The following is a 25,626-nucleotide window of genomic DNA, read 5'->3' as shown; positions in this document are numbered from 1 at the left end:
TGGGACCCGACCACCCCCACACCCTCACCACCCGAAGCAACCTCGCCCACTGGCGCGGGACAGCAGGAGACTTGCAAGGCGCCGTCGACGCCACCGACAAACTCCTCAACGACCAACTACGCATCCTGGGACCCGACCACCCCCACACCCTCACCACCCGAAGCAACCTCGCCCACTGGCGCGGGACAGCAGGAGACTTGCAAGGCGCCGTCGACGCCACCGCAGAACTCCTCAATGACCAGCTACGCATCCTGGGACCCGAGCATCCCGACACCCTCACCACCCAAGGCAGTTTCGCCCACTGGATGAAGGAAGCAGATCGGTTTAATCGCCCTTGAGGATGGCTGGAAGGGATGCAAGACAAGAGGGGCCAGCCCTACAGGTTGGCCCCTCTTGCGTGGTGAATTATTAGAGCTGTTTGAGTCGTCGGGATGTCTCTTCGAGGATGGTGGCGAGCTGGAGGCGGCCGGGGGTGGCCAGTCCGCGGGCGAGGTCTTCGACCAGTGTGTCGGTGTTGCCAGCAAGTTCGATGTAACGGTGCAGGAAACGACTGCGCTGTTCGAGGTCCATGCTTCCGAGCGCCTGCTCCATGGCGTTTGCACCGTCGCTCCAGAGCACGGCGGAGCTTGACTCGGCCCTACTAGGCGTAGGCACTGAGGCTTCGGTCGCGTTGCTGGGTTCCGGGTGCGGGGTGCTTACGGCGTAAGCACTCGCTGGTGCCGTGGCCTCAGGCTGTTCCATGCTCGTTGAGGTGGGGGCTGGCTTGTCGTCTGCGGTGGGGGTGCTTACGGCGTAAGTACCCAAGGGTGCGTCCTGGTTCTTGCGCCGCTTCTTCGTTTCGGCTCGGGCCGCGAGCGCTTCCTGGGCAGCTTCATGTTGCTGCTGTTGAGGGAGTTGGCCGACTTGCCGGGCTACTTCTACCGGGAGGCTTCTTTCTTCGACTGCCTGCTGCAGCTCCGGGGTGAGCTTGAGCAGGGCCATGCGCTGGGTGACCCACCCGGACGATTTGTTCAGGGCTTTGGCTACCTGGCGCTGGGAGCCGTACTTCTCGACCAGTCGCTGCAGGACCTTGGCCTGCTCGATGGGCTCGAGGTCGTGGTTGTGGACTGCCGCCACCAGGGCGTTTTCGAGCAGTGCGTCAGCGTCGGTGGCGAAGGAGTCGTCGAGGTGTGCGGGGATCTCGTCGAGGCCGGCCATGTGGGCGGCGGCCAGGCGACGGTTGCCGTCCACGACGATGTACTCGGCGTCGCCGATGTTGTGCTCGTGGGTGGGGTGGGCGCTAAGGAAGGCTGCGCGGGTGACGACGGCTACGGGCTGGATGAGTCCGCGGGCGGCGAGGCTGTCGGCGAGGTCTTCGATGTCCTGCAGTTCTTCGCGCGGGTTTTCGGGGTTGTGGGCCAGCTTGGCGACGGGCAGGCGCAGGCCTTCTGCCGGCTTTGCTGTGGTGCCGTTCTCGGTGGTGGTTTCTTGACCGCTGAAGCGTGCGAATGCGGCGGCTCGGCTGCTCATTGGCTGGGTGACGGCGTCGAAGGTGGCGGAGCCGCCCAGCATGTCTGCCTTGCTCATGCGGTCCTCAGTCCTCGGGCGATCTTGCGCATCTGATGTGCCTGGACGGATTCGGGGGCGTAGTCGAGGAGGGGCTTTTGCAGGCGGACCGCTTCGCGCTGTTCCTTGAGGTCGACGACGACGGCGAGGACGGGTGGGGTGCCGAGGGTGATCCACTTGTCGCGTGAGGAGGTGGCGATGTAGCCGCGGCGGCTGTCGAATTTGTTGACGACGAGGCCGAGCTGTTCGATGTGGATGTCGAAGTCGCGGCTGAGCGCGTCGATCTGCTGGATGAGCATGCCGTAGGCCTGGGCCGAGGTGTCTTCTGCTTCGACGGGTACGACGAGGCCGGAGTTGCCGGGCTTCTCGTCGTCGCGCTGGCGTCCGTAGTAGAGCGCTGTGTCCATGGCGAGGCCGAGGCTGGGCGGTGAGTCGATGACGACGACGTCGACATGCTCTTCGACCGGGGCGAGGGCACGTTCGAGAGCGGCGTGCCGGGGGCCTCGGAAGACGGTGAGGCCGGAGTCGAGGAGGAAGGCGTCGAAGGCTGCGGGCAGGATGCGCAGTCGCCCGCCGAAGCGGTCACCTTCGACGGCGACGGTGAGGTCGATCAGTTCCCGCTTGGTCTGCTCGCGGTTAAGCATGTGGGTGATGAGGCTCTCCTGGCCAGCCGGGATCGCCTTCAGGCCGAGCTGGTGGGAGAGGTGTCCTTGAGGGTCAAAGTCGACGAGGAGGACACGGAGTCCGGACTGCGCCGCTCGTACCGCTGTCTCCAGAGCGGTCTCGGCGTCAGCTGGAGGGGCGTCGTCTTCCTGGGGGGAGTTGGTGACGGCTGCCGGGTCTTCTGCGAGTGCCTGCGCGAGGCCGCCGGCGATGGCGGTCTTACCGACACCGCCCTTCTGGTTGCATACGACGATGCGCCGGATGACGTGGGGCTCGCTGGGGGACTGGCTTTCTGTGAGCCAGAGCGCTACTGCCTGTGCGAGTCCTTGGATGTAGGAGACTCCGCGGTCGCGGCAGTCGGCCTTGAACTCGTCGTAGAGGCCTTCGGGCAGGTAGGTGCCGAAGGACTCCGCTCCGGCGGTGTCGATGGTGGGGAGGTCTTGTCCGGTGGCTCGCCAGGACTGGATGCCTGCTGTCACTGCGTCCTGGACGTCTGTCTGCAGCTGCGCGGCTCTGACCTTGAGTTCCTGACGGAGTGATGCAGGCAGCTTCGAGACCAGCTTCTCCCGCTCACCCCCAAGAGGTGTCGATGACATGGCGGCAGCTTACTACCGTCACCCTGGATCGCATCGGAGTGAAAGGAGGGTTTTACCGCATTCAAACGTTAGTTCTTGCAACTGGCAGGTGCTTACGCCGTAAGCACTCGCTCTACCCAAGCCGATGCTTACGGGGCAGACCGCTCCTTGCACGAGCTCACACCGCCGGGTTGGACCTCTACTGAGACAGGCCGAGTGGCTTCGACACGAAGGCCGGCAGCCACGCGGTGTGCTGGGACTGTACAGAGTTGTGCTCACCAGTCGGTGAGGTCCACCAGGTACCGGCAGTGCGGATCGTCGATCGCGCCAGAGGTACGCCATTCTTCGCCGAGCATCGAAGGCAGGGCGGCCAGAAGAGCGGTCAGCGCGCCCCCGGGACGTACATCGGCGGCAATCACGCCGGGCACTTCATCGCTGTCCATGTAGAGGCGCAGCAGACCTGCTTCTTTGAACAGGAACCCGCGCAGCCCTGCCTCAGGCCGTTCTCCTACGGGGTGAGTGAGGCAGCGCAGAAGCGTGGAGGCCCAGTCGTCCGTGGTGAAGGGCGCTTCTTTCACATGTGCCGGGTCGACCAGGTACAGGTCCATTCCCATGACCGAGGTGACCCTGTTCGAGGGGTAGATATGGGTGCCGGCGTGTACCGCACGAAGCAGGGCGACGACGTCGTGCGCGATGCGCAGTTCATCACCCGCGCCAAGAGGGATCTCGTAGGCCATCAGCTTGGAGGGGGCGCACTCGTTCTTGTCGCCAAGGGCGACTCGGACCGCCGGCCTTCCTGATGGCGCGGGCGGGACTCCTCGTACGTGTTGGTCCTCCAGCAGCGGCGCGTAGACATAGTCCAGCAGGAGCGCGACCACTTCCCTTTGGAGGTCTTCGAGCTCGTGATCGTCTTCGCTCACCGGGCTACTCATTCACCCAGTGTGGGCACTTCTGCATGCCATTGCAGTACGCGGTGATCACACCTACCACCGGGCCGGGGACCGCGTCGTAGCGCCCATGCGCAGTCTTGCGCGTGTAGCGGACCTTGACGATGAGCTTCACTAGTCCATACGCCCGGTTCGTGGCCCGCCCCCAGTACTGGATATCAGCACCGCTCACCCTGTCGACGTTGCCCTGGAGCAGGATGTCGACGAGGGCGTATTTCTTGATGTTGTGCTTTCCCGATAAATGGTTCCAGCCCAGCTCGCCGTTATCCACACGGGTGAGGATCTTGCGGCCGTCAGGGTCGGCCGCGCTGCACTTAATGCTTTTGTTCCAGTACGGGGCGGCATGGACCGGTGCCACGAAACCGAGAAGGAGCGTCGCTGCCACAGCGACAGGCGGCACCAGCGCGGTGATGGGCTTCATGACGCAAACGTCCCATCACTACAGGAGCGAGAACGGCTGCTACTCCCCCAGTTCCCACTATCAGGCCGCCACCAGCTGCGGAGCAGCTCTCCAGCTCTTCCTCTGAGGAGCTCAGTCACCACGCAGCCACTGCGAGAACAGCAGCCCCTTACTGATCGTTTCAGAATGAGGTTCGGAGGCGTCGCAAGCAGATGATGCTGCAGGCGAGTTGGAGCAGCCCGAGGTGGAGGTCGGCGCGTATCTCGTAGCGGGTGCGGAGTCGTTTGAACTGGTGGAGCCAGGCGAAGGTCCGCTCCACGACCCAGCGGGTCTTGCCCAGGCCGGAGCCGTGCGGGACACCGCGTCGGGCGATCTTGGGTGTGATGCCGCGGGCTCGGAGGATGCGGCGGTACTTGTCGTAGTCGTAGCCGCGGTCGGCGAACAGTCGGCCCGGCCGGTGGCGCGGCCGCCCGCGGACTCCTCGGATGCGGGGGATCGCGTCCAGCAGGGGCGTCAGCTGGGTGACGTCGTGCCTGTTTCCGCCGGTCAGCGAGACGGCGAGAGGTGTGCCGTGGCGGTCGACGATCAGGTGGTGCTTGCTGCCCGGCCGGGCGCGGTCGACCGGCGAAGGTCCGGTGTGAGCCCCCCTTTCAACGCCCGGATGTGCGAGCCGTCGATCGCGCAGTCGTCCATGTCGAGCAGGCCTGCCTTGCGCAGCTCGGCCAGGAGCACTTGGTGCAGGCGGGGCCAGAGTCCGGCCTCGGTCCAGTCCCGCAGCCGCCGCCAGGCCGTCACCCCGCTGCATCCGGTCCGCTCGGCCGGCACATCTCTCCAGCTCACGTTCTTGCGCAGCACGTACACGATGCCCCGCAGAGCGGCGCGGTCGTCCGCGGGCAGGCGTCCGGGATACCGGTGTCGCCGCGGCGGACGGGGCGGCAGCAGCGGGGCGACACGTTCCCACAGGTCATCAGGCACAAGATCATCCGACACCCGAACCACTGTGCCGCCACCCAACCCGACTGCCAAGCCCCTACGCCGAACTCATTCTGAAACGATCAGTTACTGCGAGAGGCCACCAGACCATGCCAGCTCTCACGTCCCCCGTCTTGTATCCAGCCAGGGTGCTTACGGCGTAAGCACCCATCTCCTTGGCTGTGTCTGGACAAGGTGCTTACGGCGTAAGCGCTCCGGTGTCGCACAACCCCAAGCGGCCAAGGTCCTCAGGCTGGGGCCTGAGGACCTTGGCCGGAGTTCGGTACGACGGCCGCGGTTGCCAGAGCGAGGGGGCACCGCATGACAGTGACCAGCAGTCCGCCAGTTCGTCGGGTTGAGTCCAGAAGAGGCACCGAGTGCCGTCGAAGTGGCAGTGGACGGTGGCGTGCGCGTACAGAGTGCGAGGGACGCGGGGGGAGTGCCTCGGTCAAGTCGTCGTCGGGGGAGAGGCACCAGTGGGGCCTACGGTCTGCCCGGCAGATCGGCCAGCTCGGATGCTCGTGGGCGGTCAGTAGCGTGACCACATATCGCGCGGAAGGAAGTGGGAGGGGTCGTCCATCGCTTCGAAAGGCACGAAGACCGGCCGGGTGAGCAGGTGATCACCTGCTCGCTGCACATCGATGAAGACACCTAGAGTGTCCGACCCTGGTATGCCTGCGCCCATATAGATGAGCTCCGAATCGGCTGCGTGAGCCTCGGCCCGGTCGACCATCCACTTCTCCAGGTCGGAAGGAACTCGGCCGACCAGCGCCATACCGTCCGCGAAAACCTGTGGCCCGCGCAACGCGTCGACCACGATGGCCGACAGCCGCTCTCCCCAGTAATAGAGCTTCACGCCGGGTTCTGAGGAGTCGCCTCGCACGATCGCAGGCAGACTCTCGGACGCGGGACAGTAGGACGCCGCTGTCACACCGTCCAGCACCGCCGACGCCTCGCCAGGGCTCATACCAAAGTGCAGCGGCCCCACACTCACGAACGAAGCCAACTTCCACTGCCGGCGTTCGTCGTCCGCCAACACATTCCACCAATCGAACATGACCACGAAGCCTATGGCAGGCCTCTCCCTGCAAGATCCGCCGAACTGGGTCCAGTCGTGGACACGGCGCGTGTAGAGGGCGATGGCATGGACGGTGGTGGCCTAGCGGTGGTGGCCAAGGAAGAAGAAGAGGGCGGGGTGGTCACCGTCGTCGGTGTCGAAGGCGATGAGGCTGGTGATGTGCAGGCCTCCGAGGACGGCGACGAAACCGAGCTCAGCCGGGTCCTGGTCGAGGGTCCACAGGCGGGGGCAGGCGGTGGTCACGCGACGGTCCTTCCGGTCGGTGTCGGGTGCGGCGGCCCGGTGGCCGGGCCGCCGTGGGGAACGGAGCGGTCGGATGGCGGCGGGGCCGCCCGGAAGTGTCCGGGTGGCCCGTCGGGGGTGGGCGCGGCGGTGTCAGCCGGTGGGGTGCAGGACGGTGTTGAGGATGTCGGCGTGGTCGAACGCGAGCGGCTGGGGCAGGTCGGTTAGGGGCCACCAGCGGGCGTCGCGGGCGTCGTCTCCGGCGACGGCCTGGGTGCCGGCGGAGACCTCGTAGTCGAACGCCCTAACCCGCAGCCGGTCGCCGGTGGCGTCCAGGAGCAGGCCAGCCAGGACCGGGCCGGGGGGCCGGGAGGGCAGGGTGCGGGCGGCGTAGCCGACGGCAGCGGCGAGGTCGGCGTGGTCGATCGTGAGCTTTACGAGGGTGACCCTTCGGGTGCGGTGAGGTCGAAGAGCGGCTGCGCGGCCGCCGGGCCGGGAGGCCCGGACGGGGTCTGCGCCCAGGTGGGCGGGGGGAGCGGGATGGTGGCCGGGCCGAGGTCAAGGTGGAGCTGTCCGGCGCCGGCGGCAGCGGGTCGGGACGGTGGTGGCCGGGAAGGGGAAGCGGGCGTCGAGTTCGGTGTGGCTCATGACGTGGACTCCGGGGAGAGCTGGGGAAGCTGGAGGCGGACCTGGTCGACGAGGGACTGCGTCGGCTTCCACGCGCCGAGCTGCCCGTGCCTGACGGGGACCGGCAGGGGGAGCTCGTGGACGTCGGTCAGGACCAGGTGCCAGACGTCGACCTGCGCCCAGGGGGAGCAGGGCGGGGCGCCGGGCGGGTCCTGGTGGCAGTCGGTCAGGCGGGCGATGCCGAGAACGGCGCCGGTGTGCAGGGTGCGGCCGCGGATCGTGGTGGCGACCAGCGGGTCGCGCTGCGGGGCGCGCTCGGTCCGCTGCCCGGCGTGCAGGAGGAGCCAGCCGCGCCACGGCCAGTGCACCGGCCGGTTCTCGATGCTCTTGCCCGCGAGGAGGCAGGTGGCCCAGGGCTGGCGGATCGTGATGCCCCGCACCCAGGTACCCGGGTCGGCGGGAAGGACCGAGCCGCTCATGCCGCCTGCCCCCACGCGGCCGTGCCCGGGCGGCCCAGGCGGCGCCCGTTGAGGGAGGGGACCGAGGCGTGCTCGTACGTCGCGAGGACGGCGCGACCGGTGTGCTTGCCGTCGTACAGCGCCGCGTCGGCGGCCCGCTGAAGCACGCTCAGGTCACGGCTGCCGATCGCGGCCGGGGTGGCGGCGCCGACCGAGGCGGCGACGTCGACGGTCCGGCCGTCGTCGAGGACGACGGGGGTGTGGAACATCCGGACCAGCTGCTCCAGGCGCTGGACGCGGCGGTTGGCGGGGAGCTCCAGGACGAGCGCGAACTCGTCGCCTCCCAGACGCCCGGCGGCTGCGGCCGGTCCGGCCCATGCGGTGAGCTGGGCGCCGAACGCCGCGAGGACCGCGTCGCCGGCCGCATGCCCGAACCGGTCGTTGATGATCTTGAAGTGGTCGGCGTCGACCATGACCGCGACCGTGTCGTCGCCGTGGCGGGCGAGGAGGCGGCGGGCGCGGTGGGTGTAGGCGTCGCGGCGCAGCAGGCCGGTCAGCGGGTCGCGCTTGGTGGCCGCCAGGCGCCGGTGAAGGGCGGTGGCGTGGACGGCCCAGCCGGTGAGCGGGATGGCGGCGGTGGTCAGCAGGAGTGCGCGGGTCCCGATCCGGGTCCGCAGCTGCGTGACGGGGTCCATACTGGGGTCTCCCTCTCGTCTCGTACGGGACGGGTGGCCCCGGGGCAGGCGTCGGTTTGGACGCCGTGTGCGTCTGCTCCGGGGTTCTTCTGTGTCTGGGTGCCGGTGGTCCGGCGGTGTGCTGAACAGGCCGTGAGGGGCCACCGCGACTGCCCCGCCCCTGGACCACGGGGGTCAGGGGTGGGACAGCACGGAGTGCTCTCACGAGGTCAGCGGCGGTCGGCCGGCTCGGGGAACGGCTCGGGCGCGTCCTGGTCGATGAGGGCCAGGAGCTCGGCGGAGAGGGCGACGTCCTCCAGGAGCACCCGGAGGATCGAGCCCATGCCGCTGCGCTCGACGGCGTTGAGCCGGTCGAAGACCGCGTGGGCGTCGTGGTGGGCGCTGACCGCCCGGGTGTAGTCGGTTTCTGTGGTCGCGGTGCGCCGGGCGCCGCACTGGCCGCAGCGGAAGACGGCCTGGTCCCAGCCGGGCGCCGTCTGGTCGGGACGGGCGCTCATGCGGCCGGGGCCGTGTTGTAGGCGTCGGCCTGGTCTTCGTCGGTTTCGGCTCCGGCGGCGTGGTCGGCGGCCTCATGGTCGAACTCGGCGCCGTGGTAGCCGCAGTGTGCGCACCGCAGGTCCTCGTCGGTGTCGAGTTCGCCGCGGTGGGCACGGTGCAGGTCGAGGACGGAGTAGACGGGCACCCAGGCCGGACCGGGGCACGGCTCGCCGCCTTCGGTGTCGCCCTGCCGGGCCGGGCACGCGACGAGGACGTCGAAGCCCACGTCGCCCTCGTCGTCGGCGTCCAGGCGCAGGGCGAGGGTGAGGGAGTCGGACCCGGCGCGCAGTTCGACGACGCGGTCGCCCCCGGCGAGGGCGGAGCCGTCCTGCCAGGTGGCCAGTCGGGCGATGTCGGGGCCGAAGAAGCGCCGCAGGAGGAGCTCGGTGCCCAGTCCGTCGCCGCCGTCCCAGCCGAACTCGGAGCGCCGCTCGGTGGCGGCGCGCTCCAGGAGCGGGCCGAGGCGGTCGAGGCTGGAGGCGAGCACGACGTGGTCGAAGCCCTCGCGGCGCAGGCGCGGGTGAGCGTCGGTGGCGGCGCGGTGCTGGGCGCGGACGATGTTCTCGGGTACCCGGCGCTCGGCGGGGCGGGCCGCGTTGCGGGCCAGGCACAGGTCGAGCGGGGTGGTCATGAGGACGGCGGCGGTGGGGATGCCGTAGCGGCGGGCCGTCTCCACCAGGTTGGTCCGGACGGGCTGGTCGCAGTTGGTGGCGTCGATGACCGAGGTCAGGCCGCGGCTGAGGCGGGCCTCCAGAACGCTCTGGAGCACGGCGGCGGCGTCGCCGGTGGCGGTCTGGTCGCCGGGCCGGTCCGAGACGAGCGCCCGGTAGTGGTCGAGGCTGAGGACCCGGGTCGGCTCCCAGGTGGAGGCCAGGGTGGACTTGCCGGACCCGGCCGGGCCGATGAGGCAGATGAGGGCCGGGGCGGGAACTGTCGTGTCGAGCGGCAGGGAGGTCATGCCCGTTCTCCTTCGGGGATGAGGATGTCGGCGGCCCAGGCGATGCGGCGGGCGACGTGGTCGGTGGTGAGGCCGGCGGCCTCGTGGAGGCGGCGGGAGGCGACACCGTCGGGGTGCTGCTGAACCTGCTCGGCCCGGCGGGCGGCGCAGTCGAGCAGCTGCGCGAGGGCGGCGAACGGGCCGCCGTCCGGGTCGGCGTCGTCGTGCAGCTCGTGCAGCAGGGCGGCGGGCTCCTGGGCATCGAGGTCGTCGGCGGTCAGGACGTCGGTGATCTGCTGGAGCGCGAGCTGGACGATCCCGGCCGAGGCGCGGACGAGGTCGGCGCGGGTACGGGGCCGGGTGGTCATGCGGTGACCGCCAGGGCGGCGGCGAGCAGGAGCAGGGCAAGTCCGGCGAGGATCGTGTCGACCGCGCGGATCAACCCCTGGAACTTCCTGACCGCGAGGAGGGACAGGGCGCGGGTCCTGATGGCACGGGTGTCCTGTGCCAGTGCGGCCAGCAGCTCCGGCTCGTCCAGTTCCGCCCAGCGGGGGAAGCCCTCGCGGACGACGCGGCGGCGGCCGCCGAGGTTGGGCCGGACGGCCAGGAGCAGCAGCACGGCGGCGGCCGTGAGCACGAGGGCGGCGCCGCCGCCGGCGATCTGTGCGGGCAGCGGGAGCGGTTTGTCGGCGAGGCTCGCGAGGCCGGCCAGGATCGCCCCGTCGAACGCCAGCAGGAACGACGCCTTGGTGTCGACGCGGGCGATCTTCGCCTCGGTGTCGCGGCAGGCCTCGGTCAGGTTCTTGTCGAGCAGCCCGGAAGCCGGGACCGAGGTCGAGGCCGGGGCCGGTTCGGTGGTGGTCATGAGCGGCGGGTCTCCTCACCAGGGGTGTGCCGGACTGGGCTGTCCGGTCCTCCGCGCCGCCCCGGCCCCGGTAGTGCGGGGGCGGGGCGGCACAGGGAGCCGTCAGACCACGCTCGGCGCCACCGCGTTGACGGCCTCGGTCGTCTCGGGGAGGCGGGAGGTGAGGTCCTCGTGGAGCTGGGCGACGTTGGTGATGGGGACCGGGGTCGGGTCCTCGGCGGTCAGGAGGACGTAGTGGTGCTGGAGGGTGCCGTACTGGTCCTCCTCCCGGTGGTGGTGCAGGACCGCGCCGGGGGCGAGGTAGAAGGTGGCCTCGCCGGTGGTGTAGCCGCGCCACCGCTCGGCGTTGCTGAGCAGGCCCTTACTGAGGTCGAGGCGGAAGGCGCCCTGGGCGGCGCGGCGCGCGGCATCGTCCTCGGTGGCGGCGGCGACCTGGTCGAGCGCCTCGTCCAGGTCGCCGGGCACGGCGCCGTGCTCCTGGTCGTAGGCGTGGGCCGGGATGTTCTGGGCGAAGCGGCGGGCCGGGGCGAGGAACAGGTCCGCGGCCGCGTTGACGGCGAAGGCACCGGCCAGGGCGGCGGCGCCGGTGAAGGGCAGGTGCAGGACGCTGTCGAGACCGGCCGGGACGTAGGTGTAGCCGGCCCAGGCGCCGGTGGCGGCTCCGGCCAGCAGGGTCACCGCGTCGGCGGCGTCGGTCAGAGCGGCGGCGGTGCGGCGTACGAGCGTGTTCACGAGGAGCTCCTTCGGGGTGTGGAAGGACGGGCCCGCGAAGTACGGTCCGTTCAGGGCGGTGGGAGGTGAGGGGTGTGGGGTCAGAACGGGGGTTCGTCGGCCCAGTCGGGGCGGGGCAGGAGGTGGAGGGTGCGGGTGGGCCGGTCCCAGCACCAGCAGGTCTCCCCGTCGGGGTAGGGACCGTCGGACCACCAGCCGCCGGCGCCCCGGCAGTCGGGGCAGCCCTTACGCGGGCGTGGGGTCAGGCGGATCTCGTGGCGGGAGATGTCCAGCTCCCAGGCGCCGGCCTTGAGTACGAGCGCGGCCGCCACCGTCGCCGCGGTGGCGGGGAGGGCGGCGAGCAGCAGGGCGGTGTGCGGGCGGAGGGCGTTCACGTCAAACGTCACCGAACCCAGGGACTGGAGAGCCGGGCGGGCTGCTGCGGGTAGCGGGGGCCGGGGCGCTGCGGACGCGGGCGTCCGATCCGGGGGCGGGGGTGGGGGCGGGGGGTGGGCATGGGGTGTCCTCCAGCAAAAGGTGATGGCGGGCAGTGGCGCCGCATCCTGTCGGCGAAAGACCTGTCGGCAGGGTGCGGGGCGGAAGGCCGACCGGGTCAGCCGGTGGCCGTGAGCTCGGTACCGGCCGGTGCGGAGGCCTGCTCTCCCTCACCGGCCGTCGCGGCCGGTTTCTCGTCCGGTCCGGTCTGCTGCTTGGCCCGCTTGGTCTCGAACTCGTCCTGCCAGGCGTTCGGGTTGTGTCCGGCTGTGGCCGCCGCGTCGTGCGCGAACTCGCCCAGGGCGCCGTCGTCGAGCTGCTCGGCGGTCTCGGTGACGATGCGGGCGGCGAGCTTGGGGTCGGCGTGGTGCAGGGCTTCGAGGTAGCGGAACGCCATCCAGGCCGTGACGCCCGCGCTCGCGTGCGCGGCGACGGCGGCCGGGGAGGTGCTGTTCTCCTGGATGAGGTTGTGGGTGGAGCTCAGTGTCTGCCGCAGCAGGCCCTCGGCCGTCTCGGCCACCGTGCGCGAGGCGTCGTGGGAGGGGCGGCGGGCGGCGGGCAGGCTGTCGGGCATCGCGGCCGCGGGAGCGCCGGTGAGTACGTCGTCCCACAGGGCGCGGGCCTGGTCGAGGCCGTCGGCCAGGCCGGTATCGAAGCCGTCGTGGCGGGTGCGGACGGGCATCTGCGCGCCGAGGAAGTCCTCACCGACCACGAGTGCGCCCTGGCGGTCGGCGGTGACGCGCAGGCGGAGGTAGTGGTCGGCGTCGGTCCACCGGGCCAGCAGCCGGGTGTCGAACGCCGGGAACGGGCCATCGGCGCCGGCGGGCAGCTGGTCGAGGACACCGCGCAGCACACCGCGCCAGCCGAAGAACTCCCGGCCGTCATCGACGCCGACGCCGAGCTCGCCCTGCGGGGCGGTGAAACGGATCCGGTTCTCGGCGAGGGTCACGGTGACCGGATCGCCTCCGGGCTGATCGGCCGCCCAGCGGCGCAGGGACGCAAGGGCACGGGCGGGCAGGGTGCGGGCGAACGGTCCGCCGGTAAGGCCGTGGTGACGGTAGCGGGCGACGGCCAGGGTGTACCGGTCGGAGGCGATGGCGTACAGGAAGGTGTCATCGGCCTCCAGCCGGACGCCATGCAGTCGGGGGGTGGACTCGTCGGCGATGTGGCCGGCCGTCCGCTCCAGCAGACGGCCGAACTGGTGGGCGTTGAGAGTGACGGACACGAAGAACTCCTCGTCATCGGGGCGGGCAGTACTGCGCCCCGCCGACGAAGGGCTCGTCGGCGGGGCGTGAGGTGAGAACGGGTGGCCGGTCGGCCTGTCCGGTCCTCGCGCACCTTGGGGGTGGGCGAGGGCCAGGCGGAGCGACCGGGTCGGGTCAGTGGTTGGGGAAGCGGATCGCCGCCGGGGGCGGGGTGTCGTCGCCGGGCGGGGTGGGGGTGGGCAGCGTGGCGTGCAGGTGGAGCTCGGGGCGGAATTCCGGGCTGAACACCGGCGCGGCCGGGGCCGCCTGGTGGTTGTGGATGATGGGGCGGAAGGTGAGGCCGCGCAGGGCGAGGATGCTGGCGAGCGCCCAGACGGCGGTGGCGAGCGCGGCGGCCAGGAGGCGGCCTCCGGCCGGGGAGCCGGTCCACACGATCCAGATGCTTCCGGCGCCCCACAGGGTCCACAGGATGCGGGCGCCGCTGATGTGCAGGAACCCGCCGATCAGGCCGGTCAGGCCGGTGGTCTGCCACAGGGTGTAGGCGGTGGCGCCGGACAGGGCGGGCAGGTGCGCGGTCTGGGCGTCGAGGAAGGTATGGACGGGGGTGGTGAGGGTGGGCCAGACGCCGCTGGTGTCGTGTTCCAGGTCCACGTGCGGGCGGGGCACGCTGCCGGTGACGGCCTCCGTGAGGGCGCCCAGCACGCTGGCGGCCGCGCCGAGGAGCATCACCACCGCCACAGCCGCGACCAGCAGGGCGAGGGCCTTGATCCAGTGGGCGAGGCCGTGCCACCCGGCGTCCGGGGCGCGGCGGATGTCCTCCCACACGCCGTGCAGGACGCCGTCCTTCTCCCAGGCGCGGTTCCACCAAGCGCCGGCGGCGTCCAGGCGCGCCCGCGCGCTGCTCTTCGAAGACGGCTTCGGTGTGGGGAGTTCGGGGGTGTGGTTCGGTCCGGTCTGCATGGCCGGTGCTCCTTCGTGGAGTGGTCGGAGAGGGTGGTGGTGCGGGGGCCGGGCGGCCTGTCCCGCTCTCGTCCTGCCGGCCGCCACAAGGGGCGGGGGACGAGAGCCGGGCGGAGCGACCGGAGTCAGCGGGTGCGGTTGGTGATGCGGCCGAGGAAGCCGCGGGCGGTCTGCTCGGTGTGCGTGGTGTTCTGGGTGACCGGGGCGTTGTAGTGGTTCTCGGTGTGGCTGACGGCCGCGCGGGCGTGCTGGACGGCGCTGCCGATCGCGGTGGCCAGGGCGGCGAGCGCGGCGAGCGGCAGGGTGACCATCAGCACGGAGGTGAGGGTGACGGCGGCCAGGCCCTGCAGGACCAGCCAGACGCCGCAGCCCGCGCCGGTGATCCCGGCGCCGATCCCGATGGAGGCGACCGCGGTACCGGCCGCCCAGGCCGGGACGATCCGGGTCTCGGGCTGGAGCACCGGCGGGGTGGGGCCGATCTTCGGGAGCGGGGTGTCGTCCCGGAACGCGGTGTGCAGGATCCGGTCGGCCTCGGCGGCGGCCTCGGCGTCGGACATCGGCAGGCCGGGGGAGGGGCGGAAGTCCATGGTGTTCTCCGATCAGGGGAGGGTGGTGGGCCCGGCCGCGTAGCACGCGGCCGGGCCCACAGGAGGGGAAGGCGGGGTCAGGGGACAAGGGTCTTGATGGCTTCGAGGGCCTGGCGGGCGGAGGTGACCTCTTCCCAGCGCGTGCGGCCGGGCCTGCCGCCGCCGGGCTTCCCGCCACCGCCGCGTCGGCGGGGTCCCTCGTCGTCACCGTCGTCGTCGGGAGCGGGGTGGAACTCGCCGGGACGCTCGGGTTCGTTCCAGTCGAACCACAGGCCGCGCTTGTCCAGCTCGGCGATCTCGTGGTCGGTGAGGTGGACGACCCCGTCGGGGAAGATGCTTTCGAGGTCGCTGTCGAAGTCGGCGTACAGGCTGCGCATGAGGACGGCGCGGCCGTTGTCCAGGACGATGACCGCGACGCCGCCGGTGGAGACGCCGTTTTCGGGGTCGGCCTCGCCGCGCATGGCCCGCTCGATCACCGAGCCCTCCTGCTGGGAGTAGCGGGTGGGGATCGTGGGCACGTCGTGGGCGTTTTCCATGGTCCCCTCGACGGCCTTGCGGGTCGAGGAGGGGTTGCCCATGTTGAACACCACCGCGCGGGAGTTCTGCCGCAGGTTGGCCTTCATGCCGGAGGAGAACCCGTCGTGCGCGAACGGGCTCTGACCTGCAGGGTTGAAGCCGATGCCGTACTTCAGGCCGGTGACGGTCAGGTCGTCGGCGATGGTCTGGATGTACTCGCCGTACTCCTCGTCCTTGGTGCAGGTCATGAACTCGTCCCCGAAGACGTTCAGCTGCCGGTAGGGGCAGCGCGGGTCACCGGGCTTGTAGTCGTGGGGCTGGCCATCGTGCGACCAGGGCATCTCCGCCCGGATGTCGCACAGGGCCCTGGCCGCGCGCAGCGAGCGGGCCATCCACAGGGCGTTGGAGCCTTGGCGGTCGATGTAGCGGCCGAGGGTGCTCGTCTTCTCGTCTTTGCGGACGGTGCCCAGCCACACCACCTGGCCGGCCAGCGACATCGCCGCCATGTCGATCGCGAAGAACTGCGTCTTACCCGAGCGCGAGACGCCCAGGATCAGGCCGTGGCGCGCGGCGTTCTTGTCGCTCTGGTAGATCATGTTCCGCACCGGCTGGCCGGTGGTGGTGTACCCGCAGACGTACATCCCCTTCTCGTCGGGCGTGAGGAGCTCGCGGGTGGCGGGGAACATCTGGCTGAGCGGCGGGGTGTCGAAGATGCTGACCAGGAACTCCGAGCCGTCGACGATGACGAACTGGCAGGAGTCGTCGGCCGGGATGCCCAGGCCGCGGCACACCTTGGCCAGGTCGATCCGCGGCACCTCGGTCTCGTCGAGCATCCGGCCCCGGTAGAACGTCACCCCGCGCTCCTCGTCCCGGATGCGGCCGACGAGCTCGGTGCCCGGGGCGCCGCCCTTGGGCCCGGCGACCTTGTCGGCCCACCGCTCCTCCAGGGTCGGGGTCTTGGTGCGGCGGGCGGTGGCATCGGGGGTGATGTGGGCCTGGAGCCAGCCCGGCCCGCCCTGCCGGCCGTCCTTCTGCTGCTCCACTGGCGCCAGGACGACTTCCTCCTCGAACACCGCGAACGCGGCCGCGACGTCGGCGGGAGAGAGCGAGCGGATCGGGCGGCCGACTTCTTTGGCGCGCAGCAGGATCGTCAGGTCCCGCTGCGTGTCCGGGTGCGGGATCGCCTTGACCAGCAGCGTGCCGCCCGGGAGACCGGCCCGCTCCCACAGCTCGCGGGCGCTGCGGGTGTAGAGGGTGGCGCCGTCCTCGGGGTGCAACGGCTCCTTCACCGGTGTGGTCGGGGCGGGCAGGGCCGCCGCCAGGGCGGGCGCGGCCGGGATGGCGGGGAGCTCGGTGACCGCGGCGGGCCGGTGGCCGCGCCGTCCGGTACGGGACAGCGGAGCGAGCGCCCCGCAGAGCAGGGCCCAGCCGGCGGCGAGCAGGACGTCGGTCTGCATGGGCCCGTAGCCGGGCGTCCACACCGCCGCCAGGTCCACTCCGGCGGCCAGGACCAGGGGGAGGGAGCGGATGATGCGCTGCCCGGAGCCGGGCAGGCGACTGGTGACGGCGTGGATCATGTTCCCGGTCCCGACGACGCCCGGCAGGAGCAGGGCGATGTTCGCCGGGCCGTCGGGCGTCAGGTTCGGGGCGAGGGCCAGGGCGGGGGCGGCCAGGGTGTAGGCGAGGCGTTCGAGCGCCACGCTGCGCGGCAGAAACACGGGGGAGCTCCAGGCGGGAACAGGGTCAGGGGCCGGACCGCGGTGGCGGTCCGGCCCCTGACAAGGGCGTTGGCGGGGAGGGTGGGGCGGGAGGGCTAGTCGGCGAGGAAGCCGGGCTTGGGGGTCTTCTCCGAGCGGCCCGAGCGGACCTCGTCGAGCCGGCCGTAGAAGCGGGCGTGGGTGCGCTGGACCACCTGGGAGTGGGACGCACTCTCGGTGGCGTCCTCGATCAGGTACCGGAGCTGGGCGGCCGTGCCGTCCAGCGCGTTGGCAACCGTGTAGGTCATGTCCACGAATTTCGGGTCCAGCTCGGCGGTCGCGATGGCCTGGGCGACGTCCTCGGTCCGCGCGGCGTTGCCCTTCATGCCGCGCCGCAGGACCTCCAGCTCGACGGCCTTGTCCTCCAGCGCCTTCGTCAGCTTCTTCAGCTTGGCCTGGACGTCCTTGTAGCTGTTGTCGTCGCTCTTGATCTCGGTGCCGCTCATCGGCGGTCGCTCCTTTCTCGGTGTGCCGGGCGGGTCAGTTGTGGTGAGCGGCGGCAGAGGCGTGGACCAGGCCCGCCTCCCGCTTGGCGTCCATGTCCTGGCCGTAGACGCGGGCGACGCCGGCGGCGGCGTGCACGGCGGCCTCGGCGGCGTCCGCGCACTCCTGGGCGCACCGTGTGGCCTGGGCCGTCATTCGCTCCAGCGCCTCGGACAGCTCGCTGATCTGCGCGACGATCCGCTTGTCGACGTTGTGGTCGTCGGCCAGGTCCTCGGCGATCTCCAGGAGGGCCTTGGCCGTGGCCAGCAGGCGGCCGACCAGGTCCTCGGCCGTCTCCTTGTCGCCGAGCGCGGCCAGGGCGATATTCGTCATCTCCACCAGGTACTGGTCGAAGGTGATGTCCGTCTGGTGCTTCGCGGCCAGCTGCGAACCGGCCGGGGTCGTGCTCATCGGCGGGGCCTCCTTGGGGGTGGTGTCGGATGGGGCGAACTGCGCCGGGATCTCCACCCCGGGGCCGCTGGCGGCCGGGGTGGCGGCGTCGTCCCAGACGGGCGTCGACGGCTCGGGCGGGCGGGAGTGCCCCGGGACGAAGAACCCCACGATCTGGGCGTCGGTGAGGTGTGCCAGCGCGTCGGGCTTGTTCACGGACGCCTTACCGGAGGCGAAGGACTCGCGCTCCTTGAAGGGCTTGGCGTCCCCGGCGGCCGGCGTGCCGGGGCCGGGAACAGCCGTTTCCGCCTTGGTCGCGGGCTTCCCGGACCCCGTCCTGGGCGGGTCGGGGTAGTACAGATCCCAGGTCTCGACGCTCTCCTCGTCCGTCTCCCCGGAGCCGGAGGGCTTCGTGGAGGCGGCCGCCGGGTCTGTTGCGGCGGGGGACTTCGGGGCCTTCTTCCTGGGCGGGCGGTAGGTCTCCCAGGTCCAGGGCTCCTTGTAGAACCTGCAGATCCGGCTGTAGATCTGCGCGATCTCCGGGTCGCTGACGGCCGTTTCGACTCCGTCGGTCTCAGGGGACTCGGCGCCGTCGGGCTCGATGATGTGAGCCTCGACGATGTCGTCCTCCGCCTTCGGCCGGATCGGAGGACGAGCACGCTCGCCCTCCGCCTCCATCCACAGCGGGGCCCGCTCCCCCTCCTCGGGGAGCTTGTTCTTGGTGAGCCGGTCCTTGATGCGCTCACCGAACGACCGCTTCCCCGCAGGCGGTGAAGGCGTGCCGTCGTCCGCCGTTTCGGAGCTGCCAGAGGGCTTCTCCTCGACGATCTCGGCCTCTTCCGGCTCCGTGTCCGCAGGCGTGCCCGCCGGGGGCTCTGAGGGGCTTTCAGGGTCCTTGGCGGCGGTCGCAGACTCTTCGGGGCCGGCAGGCTTCCCGGTCTCGCCGTCGGCGCTGCCGGACTCCTTCTCCGGCTCCTCGGAGGCCTTGGCCGTGCCGGGCTCTGTCGCCTTCCCGGCGCCGTCCTTCTCCGGCTCCTCGGCGCTCTTGCCCGTGCCGGGCTCGGTCTTGCCGTCGCCCTTCTTGACATCCCCGGTGTCCGACCCCGGCTTCCCGTCCCCGGTCTTCTCCTCGACCGTCTCGGCCCCGGATCCGTCCCCGGCCTTCCCCTCATCGGGCTCGGCCTTGGCCTTCTCCTCGCCGGCCTTGGCGGCCTTGGCGACCCGGGTGCCCTCGGCGTCCTTGCGGCGCTTGTCGAACCGCCGCTGCGCCTCGTCCCCGACCGCCTTGCCCAGCGTCGTACGCCCGGCCCCGGCCGCCTTCTTCTCCTTGCGCCGGGCCTTGCGCTTCTCGCGCCGGGCCTGGCGGGCGGCGCCGCGCTCGGCCCGGTCCTTGTTCTCCTGCTCCTGGCGGGCCTCGCGGTCCGCCCACTCCTTGTCCCGGGCCCGCTGCCGTTCGGCGCGCGCCTGGTCGCGGTCCTTGGTGCGGTCGCTCAGGCCGGCGCTCTGCTCGGCCGCCCGCCGCTGGTCCCGGGCCCTGCCCCGCTCGGCCCGCCGCTCGGCGCGGGCCGACTGCCGGGCAGCGGTCCGCTCCTGACGCGGCGACGCGCCGCCGGAGCCCCCGGCACTGTCCCGGCCGCCACCAGCTCCGCCCCGGCCGCCGCCGGCCGGGGCGTGTTCCTTGGCCCGGTGTCGTTCCTGGCGGGACTGGTCCTTGCGGCGGCGCTTGTCCTCGTTCGCCTTCGCGGCCGGCGACTGCGCGGCAGAGGAACGGACGTCCTTGCGGCCGCCCTTGTCCGCGCCGACCCCCGCGCCGCCCCGGCCGCCGCCCGACCCGGAGGCGTTCCTGCCGCCTCCGGCCGGACCGCCGCCCGAACCACCACCGCGCCCGCCGCCGGATCCGCCGCGTGCGCCGCCGAGTCCGCCCCGGCCTCCGCCGGAGGGGGAGGTGCCGGAGCCGGTCTTCGTCGCGGCCGTGTCGCCCTTTCCCTGGGCGGTCTTCTTGTCGGCCGCCGCCTGGATACCGGCCTGGCGCAGTTTGTTGTGCGCCTCCAGCAGAGCGATTTCGCGTTCACTTTCCGCTTTCAGGCGGGCGACTTTCGCCTCGATGACCGCTTCCCGGTAGGGGCCCTCTGCCTCAAGACCGGCATGACCGCGGGCGATCCGGTATTCGAGCCAGTCACCGACCCTTTCCATAAAGGTGCGGGACGGCTCGTATTCGTATTCGCCGCTCTCTTCCGTCTCTCCGTATTCCTCTTCGGCCGGGGAATAGGCGGGGGCGGATTCGGCGCGCAGCACGCTTTCCGGGGAAACCGGTTCCCGGACGGGCGGCAGTTCGATGGTGCGCTCCATGGCGCTTTCCGGAGGGACGTCGCGGGCCGGGGGAATGAGGCGGTCGATATCGGCGAGGGGTACGGGCCGGTCGGTGACATCGCCTCCCGGGGGAAAGGGGATGAGCCGGCCGGGGCCGTCGCCGGGACCGCCAGAGGTGCTGGACACCGGGTGGGGCTCCTTCCTTGACAGGGTCGGGGTGCCTCGCGTACACGCGTGCACGCGGGCGGGTGTGCGGGGGGGCGGGCGTGCGGGCGTTGGGGCAAGCCGAAGGGGGCCGGCCGTGATGGCCGGCCCCCTTCGGGCCTCGCGGGTGGTGCTACTGCTGGGTGTGCTTGAGGTAGACGGCGTGCAGGTCGTTGGCCAGCAGCCGCAGCGCCTGGATGTCGCCGCGCTTGTGGGCCTTGGCGCCCTGCGTCTTGACCAGCATCATCAGGAAGTGGAAAGCGCCGAGGTCTTCGCCGTAGCGGCGAATGTATTCGTCCCGCTGCTTGATCAGGTATTCGCGGGAGTTCTGCGCTTTCACTTCGTGCCGGGTCAGCGGGCGGTTTGCGCTGCTCACGCCGATTCACGTCCTCGCAGGTCGTGAATGTTGGACACGGGGGCAGCGTAGCCGCTTTCCGGCCCGGTGTGAAGTCCGGGCAGGGTGGCGGGCATGGGCGGGATCTGCTGCGGGTTCTTCTTCCGCTGCCTTTCCAGCTCCTTTTCCCTCCGGTCTTTCACCGTGTTCACGCAATTCTCGTCGAACGCGCGGCGGCTGTAGGCGGCGGATTCGAGGTCGGCGGCGAGGTTCTTGGCGTCCCTCAGCACCTTCCGCAGGGCCTTTTCCACCGGCCGGGCGCGCTTTTTGGCGTGCCAGAAGTGGTCGCCTTCCAGGTGGGTGCCGCGCAGGTGGACGCTGGTCTCGTCCGCGAGCGTGGCCAGGTGGCGCTCGGTGTCACGCACCACCCGCTGGATGTCGGCGAGGTAGCGGGCGGTGGCGGCCGCGTTGGCGGCCACGTCCTGGAGCGGGTTGGGGGCGCTCTGCCCGGGCGGCCGGCCCTGCGGGGCCGCATCGGGACGGTGCTCGGGGTTCACGGTTCGTCCTCCAAGGAGACGGGTGAGCTGGTGTACTTCGTGTGGGGCCGCTTCCGGCAGCCTCGACGAGGGCCAGCCCGATTAGCGCGGGCTGGCCCTCATTGGTGTGTGCCGGACGGATGAGTCAGGAGAGGTACTTGTCGGCGTCCTCGGGCCGCAACAGGCCGGCCTCCTTCAACAGCCGGACCGCCCGGGGCTGGTTGACCGAGAGGTCGGTACGGACCCGGTACAAGGTCACGTAGCCGTCCTCATCACGCGGGAGCGCCTGTACGAGCGGGAGGAGCTCGGCGTCGGTACGGGCAGGCGTACCGGCCCGGTCCGTACCGCCTGTACGGCCCGTACCGCCGGTTCCGGTTGTACGGGAGGCGGCCGTGGCCGTACCGGTACGGCCACCCTGTACGGCCTCGCGGCCGGAGGGTGTACGGACGCTGACCGTGCCGGTACGTCCCTGGACGGCCGCGTGAGCCGTACCGGTACGCCCCACCGCCGCCGTACCGGTACGCGCCGCCCCGTCCGGGGTGGTGTGTACGCCGTATGTACGGTCGCTGTACTGCCTGGTCAGCGCCCCTTCGCCCCCGCCGTGGTGCGAGGGGTGAGAGAGTGCGTGGGCCGGGTCCGTACCGTCGTGTCCGGCGCCCGTACCGCCGCTCTGTCCGCCGTTGTTCGCGGCGTACAGACCGTCGTACGCGGGCGCCGGATGGCCGGACGCCGTGCTCTCCGTACCGTCCGTCCGGCGGTGCGTACCGGTACGGGCGGGCGTTCCGTTTCCGCCGTCCGTACCGGTACGGCCCGGCGTACCGGTGGCCGTACCGGTCGGCGTGTTCGTGCCGCTGTGGCCGTCCGTACCGTCGTCGTGCATGAGGGTGTGGACGCGCCAGATGACGGCCACGAAGATCAGCACGACGAACGTCGTCAGCCACCACGGGGCCGAGCCGCCCTCGGGGACGAGGTGCGCCTGCTCGGAGAGGTGGAAGACCACGTTGGCCGACGCCATCAGCAGCAGTGCCGCCGCGATGTCCCGCTTGGTGCGGAACGCGGTGACGCAGTAGACGTCGATGCTGACCGGCAGGAGCGGGGCGACGTACTCGTTGATGCCGACCATGCGGGCGAGCTCGTACTCGCCGGAGGCGGCGAGCCCGACGCCGGCGGCCAGCGCGACCCACGGCGCCGCCTTCCACAGCTTGCCGCCGAGGTTCTGACGCCAGCCACGCCACCGGGAGGCCGCCTTCTTGGCCTCGCGGGCCTCGGTCAGCAGCCGGCGGGCGCGGGCCTCGTCCGCCTGCGCCCGCTCGGTGACGGCCTTGGCCTTGCGCTCGGCCTCGGCGGTGATGCGCCCGGCCTCCTTCTGGGCGGCCTCGCGCAGTTCCTGGGCAACGGTCGTCGCCTCGGTGCGCAGCTTCTCGCGCTGCCGGTCGCACGCCGTCTTCAGGTTGGCGAGCTCCTCGGCCAGGGCCTGGCGCTTGGCGGCGGCCTCGGCGTCGTACTTCTCGCCGAGGTCGCGCAGCTCGGCGCGCAGTTCGGCGCGGGCCGTCTCCGCCTCGGTGTTCACGGCGGTGACGTGGGCGTCGGCCTCGCGGCGCCGCTCGGCGGCCGCCTCGACCGCGTCCGCGTGCAGCGCCTCGGCCTCGGCGCGCCGGGCGTCGTACTGCTCGGCGGCCGTACGGGCGAGCTGAGCGTGGCGCTCACGGGCCTGGCCGACCTCCGCCTGCGCGGCGGCGAGCAGGGCGTCGGCCTCCTCGCGGGCGCGGGTGAGGATCTGCCCGGCCTCGGTGCGACGGGCCTCGACCAGTGCGCCGATCTCGGTGAGGTCGGCCTCGGCCAGGCGCCGCAGCTCGGCTACCACCGTCGCGGTGGCCTGGTGGTCGGCGGCGGCCAGCTCGGTCAGCTCCACCACCTGCGCCCGCGCCCGGGCCAAGAGCTCGTCGGCGCGGGTGCGGGCCTCGGCCAGGAGCCGGTCGGCCTCACCGCGCAACTGCTGCGCCTCCTCCCGCGCCGACGTGGTCTCGGCGGCGGCCTCCTCCTGGGCGCCGGCGGTGACGGCCTCGGCGCGCGTACGGGCGTCGGCCAGCAGGACGGCGGTGTGCTCGTGGGTGTCGGCGACGGTCCGCGCCGCCTGCTCCTCGGCCCGCTCCTGAAGGGCGGTGGCGGCTTCTCGGGCGGTGTCGACGATGTCGGCGGCCCGGTCCCGGGCGTCCGCGAGACGGGCCAGCGCCTCGAGGTCCACGTCCACCGCCGAGACCGTCGTCTCGGAGACCGGGATCGGGGCGGGGGCGGGCAGGGCAGAGGCGGCGGGCTGCACGGCCGGTGCCGTGACCGGCTTCTTGGTGCGGGCAGTAGCCCTCTTGTTCCGGGTTCGAGTGGCGGCCACGCCGCCTCCTTCCAGGTCGGGTGCCGCCCCGGGAGGGGGTCCGGGGCGGCGGTCGTACGAGGGGTGGTCAGTCGCGCGAGGCGGGCAGCTGCGGGGCCGCGTTGGCGGTGGCGTGCTGCTGGGCGAGCCAGGCCATCGCGGCCGCGGTCATCGCGTCGGCCGCGCCGTCGACGTGCAGCGAGGCGGTGTCGATGTCGCGCATCGCGTCCAGGGGCGGCAGCAGCCGCATGTAGTCCCGCTGGGCGTGGCTGATCACGCGGCCGGAGGCCAGCGCGCGCAGGTCGTAGGTGCCGCTCATCCAGGTGTAGGTGACCTTGCAGACGAAGGTGTGGGCGGGCTTGCCGGTCCAGAACATCTCCGGGTCGCGGTACAGGACGATGTCGCCGGACCTGAAAGCGACGGCGGGAACGGTCTTCTCGGTGCCGGTACGCATGCGGTCTCCTCGGGGTGCTGAATGGTCCGGACTGTCCGGCTCCCCTCGCCCCGCCCGTACCGGCGCACGGCCGGAACGGGCGGGGAAGGCAACCGCCAGGCGGGAGGAGGTCACTTAAGGCCAATGAGCCGGAACGCCGCGAAGGCCGTACCGCGCGGGTCGGCGGTGGCCTGGACGATGCGGTCGGCCGCCTCGGTGTCGCCGCGGTTGACCGCCTCGGCCGCCGCCCTGGCGGCGGCCCAGTCGATGACCGCCGCCGGTGTCTCGGCGGCGGCAGGGCGGTGGAGCCAGGTCCGCAGCGTGCGCCAGGCCCGGCGGACCGGGTGGGGCCGGCGGGCCCGGGCGACCCGGGCGGCGGCGTCGCGGTGTCCGAGCTCGTGCAGGATCTGCTGGGAGTCGTAGTCGGCGGCGGTCCAGCCGTCGCGGCGGATGGTGCGCATGCTGCCTCCTGGGTGAAGAACTGGCCCGGGACGATGCCCGGCGGCGGGGTGTGCGAAAGGCAGGCGGCCCGTCAGGCGGGCCGCCTGCCTCGGGCGGTGCGGTCAGGTGGACAGGAACCTCGGTCGCGCTCCCGGCAGGCGGGCAGCGCCCGGGCTTCTGGTCAGGCGGTCTTCTTCTGCGACGCGACCGCGCGGCGCCGGATGTTGCGGCGGTCGCGCGGGGACGTCCCGCCCCACACGCCGGTCGTCTCGTCCCGGTCCAGCGCGCCCTGGAGGCAGCTGTCCATCAGCGGGCAGCGGCGGCAGATGCCCTTGGCCTCCTCCTCCTGGAGGAGTGCGGGGCCGGACTCGCCGACCGGGAAGAAGAGCTCGGGGTCCTCGCCGAAGCAGGCCGCGACGGGCCGGGCGGGCACCGCCTTCGTCGAGGTCGGCGCGTAATGGGTGGGTACGATGAACTTCATCAGGGGCCTCCAGATCAGGTCCTGTGCAAGAAGCAGCCCCGGGGTGGCACCCCCGGGGCTGTTGCTGTATCGACGGCCGTACCGGCCGGAGCGGGGCAAGTTCCCGACGCTCTCCACCGGCCCCGCCCAACAGGGCGCGGAACCGATAGGCAATGCCGGGGCACTACAGGGTGTTGAGGTAGGCCTCCTGCCGAGCCGAGAACGACTCGTACAGCCGCCCCCCGTCCCGGCAGCCCGGGTCAGGTGTGGTGCGGGTGCAGATGGTGCAGGTGGCGGCGTGCTCGCGGTAGGCGGTGTCGGCGTCCATGTACCGGCGGTACAGGCCGCTCGTCCTAGGGTCGGCTGTCACTTCTGGTGGTTCTCCGACCTCTTGTTCGCCTCCGCGACCTTGCGCGACAGCTCCGCGCTCTGTTCCTCGGTCACGGCGTTCACTCCCCCCGGGCCGATCCGGCGCCGACCATCGACATGAGCTCGCGGCGCTGGTGACCCGGGACCATCTGCTCCAGGGTGCGCCGGGCCGGGCGGCCGGCGCTCAGGGCGCGGCAGTCACCGTCGGCCACCAGGTGCCGCAGGAGCTGGTGGAACCGGGCGTCGGGCTCACACTCGTAGCCCCGGCCGTTGTCGTCGCGCTCCATCTCCTTGGCGACCTCCTTGGCGGTCTCGGCCCGTACCGCAAGGCCGGGACGCGCGCCGCAGCGGCAGGTCTCGAACGTGCCCGAGCACGTCGGGCACGTGCCCGTGAGGGCGGGGCGGGTGTGTGCGATGCTGATGGTCATCAGGTCCTCCACTCAGGTCCTGGACAGCCCCGGGGAGCCTCAATTCGCCGGGGCTGTCGTCTTATCGGCTGTCGTACGAGCAGCCGCGGCCCCGGCCGTCCCCGACGCGCTCGGGGAC

The 25,626-nt window shown here is 71.6% G+C and carries 31 protein-coding genes; 1 reads left to right on the top strand and 30 read right to left on the bottom strand.

Annotated features, from left to right (window positions below; all coding sequences use genetic code 11):
• Positions 1–338, top strand: a 338-nt coding sequence (locus ACWGSR_RS27545; protein ID WP_453569922.1) for a tetratricopeptide repeat protein, incomplete at its 5' end; no start/stop codon positions are given.
• A gap of 70 nt (positions 339–408) precedes the next feature.
• Here ACWGSR_RS27545 and ACWGSR_RS27540 read toward each other — a convergent pair.
• The 30 genes from ACWGSR_RS27540 to ACWGSR_RS27395 all read right to left on the bottom strand — a co-directional run bounded on the left by ACWGSR_RS27540 (position 409) and on the right by ACWGSR_RS27395 (position 25,508).
• Complete coding sequence (locus tag ACWGSR_RS27540; RefSeq protein WP_453569919.1) at positions 409–1,566, bottom strand: ParB/RepB/Spo0J family partition protein; 1,158 nt, start codon at positions 1,564–1,566, stop codon at positions 409–411.
• On the bottom strand, positions 1,563–2,804 hold the full coding sequence (locus ACWGSR_RS27535; RefSeq protein ID WP_453569917.1) for a ParA family protein: 1,242 nt from the start codon (positions 2,802–2,804) through the stop codon (positions 1,563–1,565). The genes ACWGSR_RS27540 and ACWGSR_RS27535 overlap by 4 nt, the downstream gene beginning before the upstream one ends.
• Positions 2,805–3,058: 254 nt before the next feature.
• Complete coding sequence (locus tag ACWGSR_RS27530) at positions 3,059–3,703, bottom strand: hypothetical protein (RefSeq protein ID WP_453569914.1); 645 nt, start codon at positions 3,701–3,703, stop codon at positions 3,059–3,061.
• Positions 3,704–3,707: 4 nt separating this feature from the next.
• Positions 3,708–4,151: a hypothetical protein gene (locus tag ACWGSR_RS27525; RefSeq protein ID WP_453569911.1), complete on the bottom strand. Its 444-nt coding sequence runs from the start codon at positions 4,149–4,151 to the stop codon at positions 3,708–3,710.
• Between the two features lie 160 nt (positions 4,152–4,311).
• Positions 4,312–5,120, bottom strand: a protein-coding gene (locus ACWGSR_RS27520; protein ID WP_453569908.1) for an IS5 family transposase whose coding sequence is annotated in 2 segments (ribosomal slippage) — positions 4,312–4,781 and positions 4,781–5,120 — 810 coding nt in all. Because the reading frame shifts where the segments join, the coding sequence is not laid out codon by codon here.
• Positions 5,121–5,631: 511 nt separating this feature from the next.
• Positions 5,632–6,159, bottom strand: a complete 528-nt coding sequence (locus ACWGSR_RS27515; RefSeq protein WP_453569905.1) for a hypothetical protein — start codon at positions 6,157–6,159, stop codon at positions 5,632–5,634.
• Positions 6,160–6,261: 102 nt separating this feature from the next.
• Complete coding sequence (locus ACWGSR_RS27510) at positions 6,262–6,423, bottom strand: hypothetical protein (protein WP_453569903.1); 162 nt, start codon at positions 6,421–6,423, stop codon at positions 6,262–6,264.
• Positions 6,424–6,555: 132 nt separating this feature from the next.
• On the bottom strand, positions 6,556–6,780 hold the full coding sequence (locus ACWGSR_RS27505) for a hypothetical protein (RefSeq protein ID WP_453570062.1): 225 nt from the start codon (positions 6,778–6,780) through the stop codon (positions 6,556–6,558).
• Positions 6,781–7,046: 266 nt separating this feature from the next.
• Positions 7,047–7,508 carry a hypothetical protein gene (locus ACWGSR_RS27500; protein WP_453569900.1) on the bottom strand — a complete coding sequence of 154 codons (462 nt, stop codon included), beginning with the start codon at positions 7,506–7,508 and terminating at the stop codon, positions 7,047–7,049.
• Complete coding sequence (locus ACWGSR_RS27495) at positions 7,505–8,182, bottom strand: GGDEF domain-containing protein (protein ID WP_453569897.1); 678 nt, start codon at positions 8,180–8,182, stop codon at positions 7,505–7,507. The genes ACWGSR_RS27500 and ACWGSR_RS27495 overlap by 4 nt, the downstream gene beginning before the upstream one ends.
• Positions 8,183–8,391: 209 nt before the next feature.
• Positions 8,392–8,679: a hypothetical protein gene (locus ACWGSR_RS27490; protein ID WP_376246338.1), complete on the bottom strand. Its 288-nt coding sequence runs from the start codon at positions 8,677–8,679 to the stop codon at positions 8,392–8,394.
• The gene (locus ACWGSR_RS27485) at positions 8,676–9,677 is read right to left on the bottom strand and encodes an AAA family ATPase (RefSeq protein ID WP_453569894.1); all 1,002 of its coding nucleotides are present in this window, start codon (positions 9,675–9,677) and stop codon (positions 8,676–8,678) included. Before ACWGSR_RS27485 ends, ACWGSR_RS27490 begins: the two co-directional genes overlap by 4 nt.
• Positions 9,674–10,024 carry a hypothetical protein gene (locus ACWGSR_RS27480; RefSeq protein ID WP_453569891.1) on the bottom strand — a complete coding sequence of 117 codons (351 nt, stop codon included), beginning with the start codon at positions 10,022–10,024 and terminating at the stop codon, positions 9,674–9,676. The genes ACWGSR_RS27485 and ACWGSR_RS27480 overlap by 4 nt, the downstream gene beginning before the upstream one ends.
• Positions 10,021–10,521 carry a Pycsar system effector family protein gene (locus ACWGSR_RS27475; RefSeq protein WP_453569888.1) on the bottom strand — a complete coding sequence of 167 codons (501 nt, stop codon included), beginning with the start codon at positions 10,519–10,521 and terminating at the stop codon, positions 10,021–10,023. The genes ACWGSR_RS27480 and ACWGSR_RS27475 overlap by 4 nt, the downstream gene beginning before the upstream one ends.
• 102 nt (positions 10,522–10,623) lie before the next feature.
• A complete protein-coding gene (locus ACWGSR_RS27470; protein ID WP_453569885.1) occupies positions 10,624–11,253 on the bottom strand; it encodes a hypothetical protein in 630 nt (209 codons plus the stop codon).
• 80 nt (positions 11,254–11,333) lie between these two features.
• Positions 11,334–11,639, bottom strand: a complete 306-nt coding sequence (locus tag ACWGSR_RS27465; protein ID WP_453569882.1) for a hypothetical protein — start codon at positions 11,637–11,639, stop codon at positions 11,334–11,336.
• A 206-nt stretch (positions 11,640–11,845) separates the two neighbouring features.
• Positions 11,846–12,952: a hypothetical protein gene (locus tag ACWGSR_RS27460; protein ID WP_453569879.1), complete on the bottom strand. Its 1,107-nt coding sequence runs from the start codon at positions 12,950–12,952 to the stop codon at positions 11,846–11,848.
• A 154-nt stretch (positions 12,953–13,106) separates the two neighbouring features.
• Entirely contained in the window at positions 13,107–13,892 is a 786-nt protein-coding gene (locus ACWGSR_RS27455; RefSeq protein ID WP_453569876.1) for a hypothetical protein, read from the bottom strand.
• A 125-nt stretch (positions 13,893–14,017) separates the two neighbouring features.
• Complete coding sequence (locus ACWGSR_RS27450) at positions 14,018–14,479, bottom strand: hypothetical protein (RefSeq protein ID WP_453569873.1); 462 nt, start codon at positions 14,477–14,479, stop codon at positions 14,018–14,020.
• 77 nt (positions 14,480–14,556) lie between these two features.
• Entirely contained in the window at positions 14,557–16,713 is a 2,157-nt protein-coding gene (locus ACWGSR_RS27445; RefSeq protein ID WP_453569870.1) for a chromosome segregation protein ParM, read from the bottom strand.
• A 95-nt stretch (positions 16,714–16,808) separates the two neighbouring features.
• Positions 16,809–17,198 (bottom strand): conjugal transfer protein TraB, encoded by a 390-nt coding sequence (locus tag ACWGSR_RS27440; protein ID WP_453569867.1) that lies wholly within the window; start codon positions 17,196–17,198, stop codon positions 16,809–16,811.
• 34 nt (positions 17,199–17,232) lie between these two features.
• Complete coding sequence (locus ACWGSR_RS27435; protein WP_453569864.1) at positions 17,233–20,121, bottom strand: hypothetical protein; 2,889 nt, start codon at positions 20,119–20,121, stop codon at positions 17,233–17,235.
• Positions 20,122–20,272: 151 nt separating this feature from the next.
• The gene (locus tag ACWGSR_RS27430; protein WP_453569861.1) at positions 20,273–20,515 is read right to left on the bottom strand and encodes a carbohydrate ABC transporter; all 243 of its coding nucleotides are present in this window, start codon (positions 20,513–20,515) and stop codon (positions 20,273–20,275) included.
• Positions 20,512–21,030: a hypothetical protein gene (locus ACWGSR_RS27425; RefSeq protein ID WP_453569858.1), complete on the bottom strand. Its 519-nt coding sequence runs from the start codon at positions 21,028–21,030 to the stop codon at positions 20,512–20,514. Before ACWGSR_RS27425 ends, ACWGSR_RS27430 begins: the two co-directional genes overlap by 4 nt.
• A 124-nt stretch (positions 21,031–21,154) precedes the next feature.
• Positions 21,155–23,398, bottom strand: coding sequence for a hypothetical protein (locus ACWGSR_RS27420; protein ID WP_453569855.1), 2,244 nt, complete (start codon positions 23,396–23,398; stop codon positions 21,155–21,157).
• A gap of 67 nt (positions 23,399–23,465) precedes the next feature.
• Complete coding sequence (locus ACWGSR_RS27415; protein WP_453569852.1) at positions 23,466–23,831, bottom strand: hypothetical protein; 366 nt, start codon at positions 23,829–23,831, stop codon at positions 23,466–23,468.
• Between the two features lie 110 nt (positions 23,832–23,941).
• Positions 23,942–24,271, bottom strand: a complete 330-nt coding sequence (locus ACWGSR_RS27410) for a hypothetical protein (protein ID WP_376246646.1) — start codon at positions 24,269–24,271, stop codon at positions 23,942–23,944.
• A gap of 161 nt (positions 24,272–24,432) precedes the next feature.
• Positions 24,433–24,732, bottom strand: coding sequence for a WhiB family transcriptional regulator (locus ACWGSR_RS27405; RefSeq protein ID WP_453569849.1), 300 nt, complete (start codon positions 24,730–24,732; stop codon positions 24,433–24,435).
• A 163-nt stretch (positions 24,733–24,895) separates the two neighbouring features.
• The gene (locus ACWGSR_RS27400) at positions 24,896–25,039 is read right to left on the bottom strand and encodes a hypothetical protein (RefSeq protein WP_453569846.1); all 144 of its coding nucleotides are present in this window, start codon (positions 25,037–25,039) and stop codon (positions 24,896–24,898) included.
• A 121-nt stretch (positions 25,040–25,160) separates the two neighbouring features.
• Positions 25,161–25,508: a hypothetical protein gene (locus ACWGSR_RS27395; RefSeq protein WP_453569843.1), complete on the bottom strand. Its 348-nt coding sequence runs from the start codon at positions 25,506–25,508 to the stop codon at positions 25,161–25,163.
• Between the last annotated feature and the right edge of the window lie 118 nt (positions 25,509–25,626).

The sequence above is a fragment of the Streptomyces sp. NPDC055632 genome (assembly GCF_053618675.1).
This window is presented reverse-complemented; position numbering and strand designations above follow the sequence as displayed.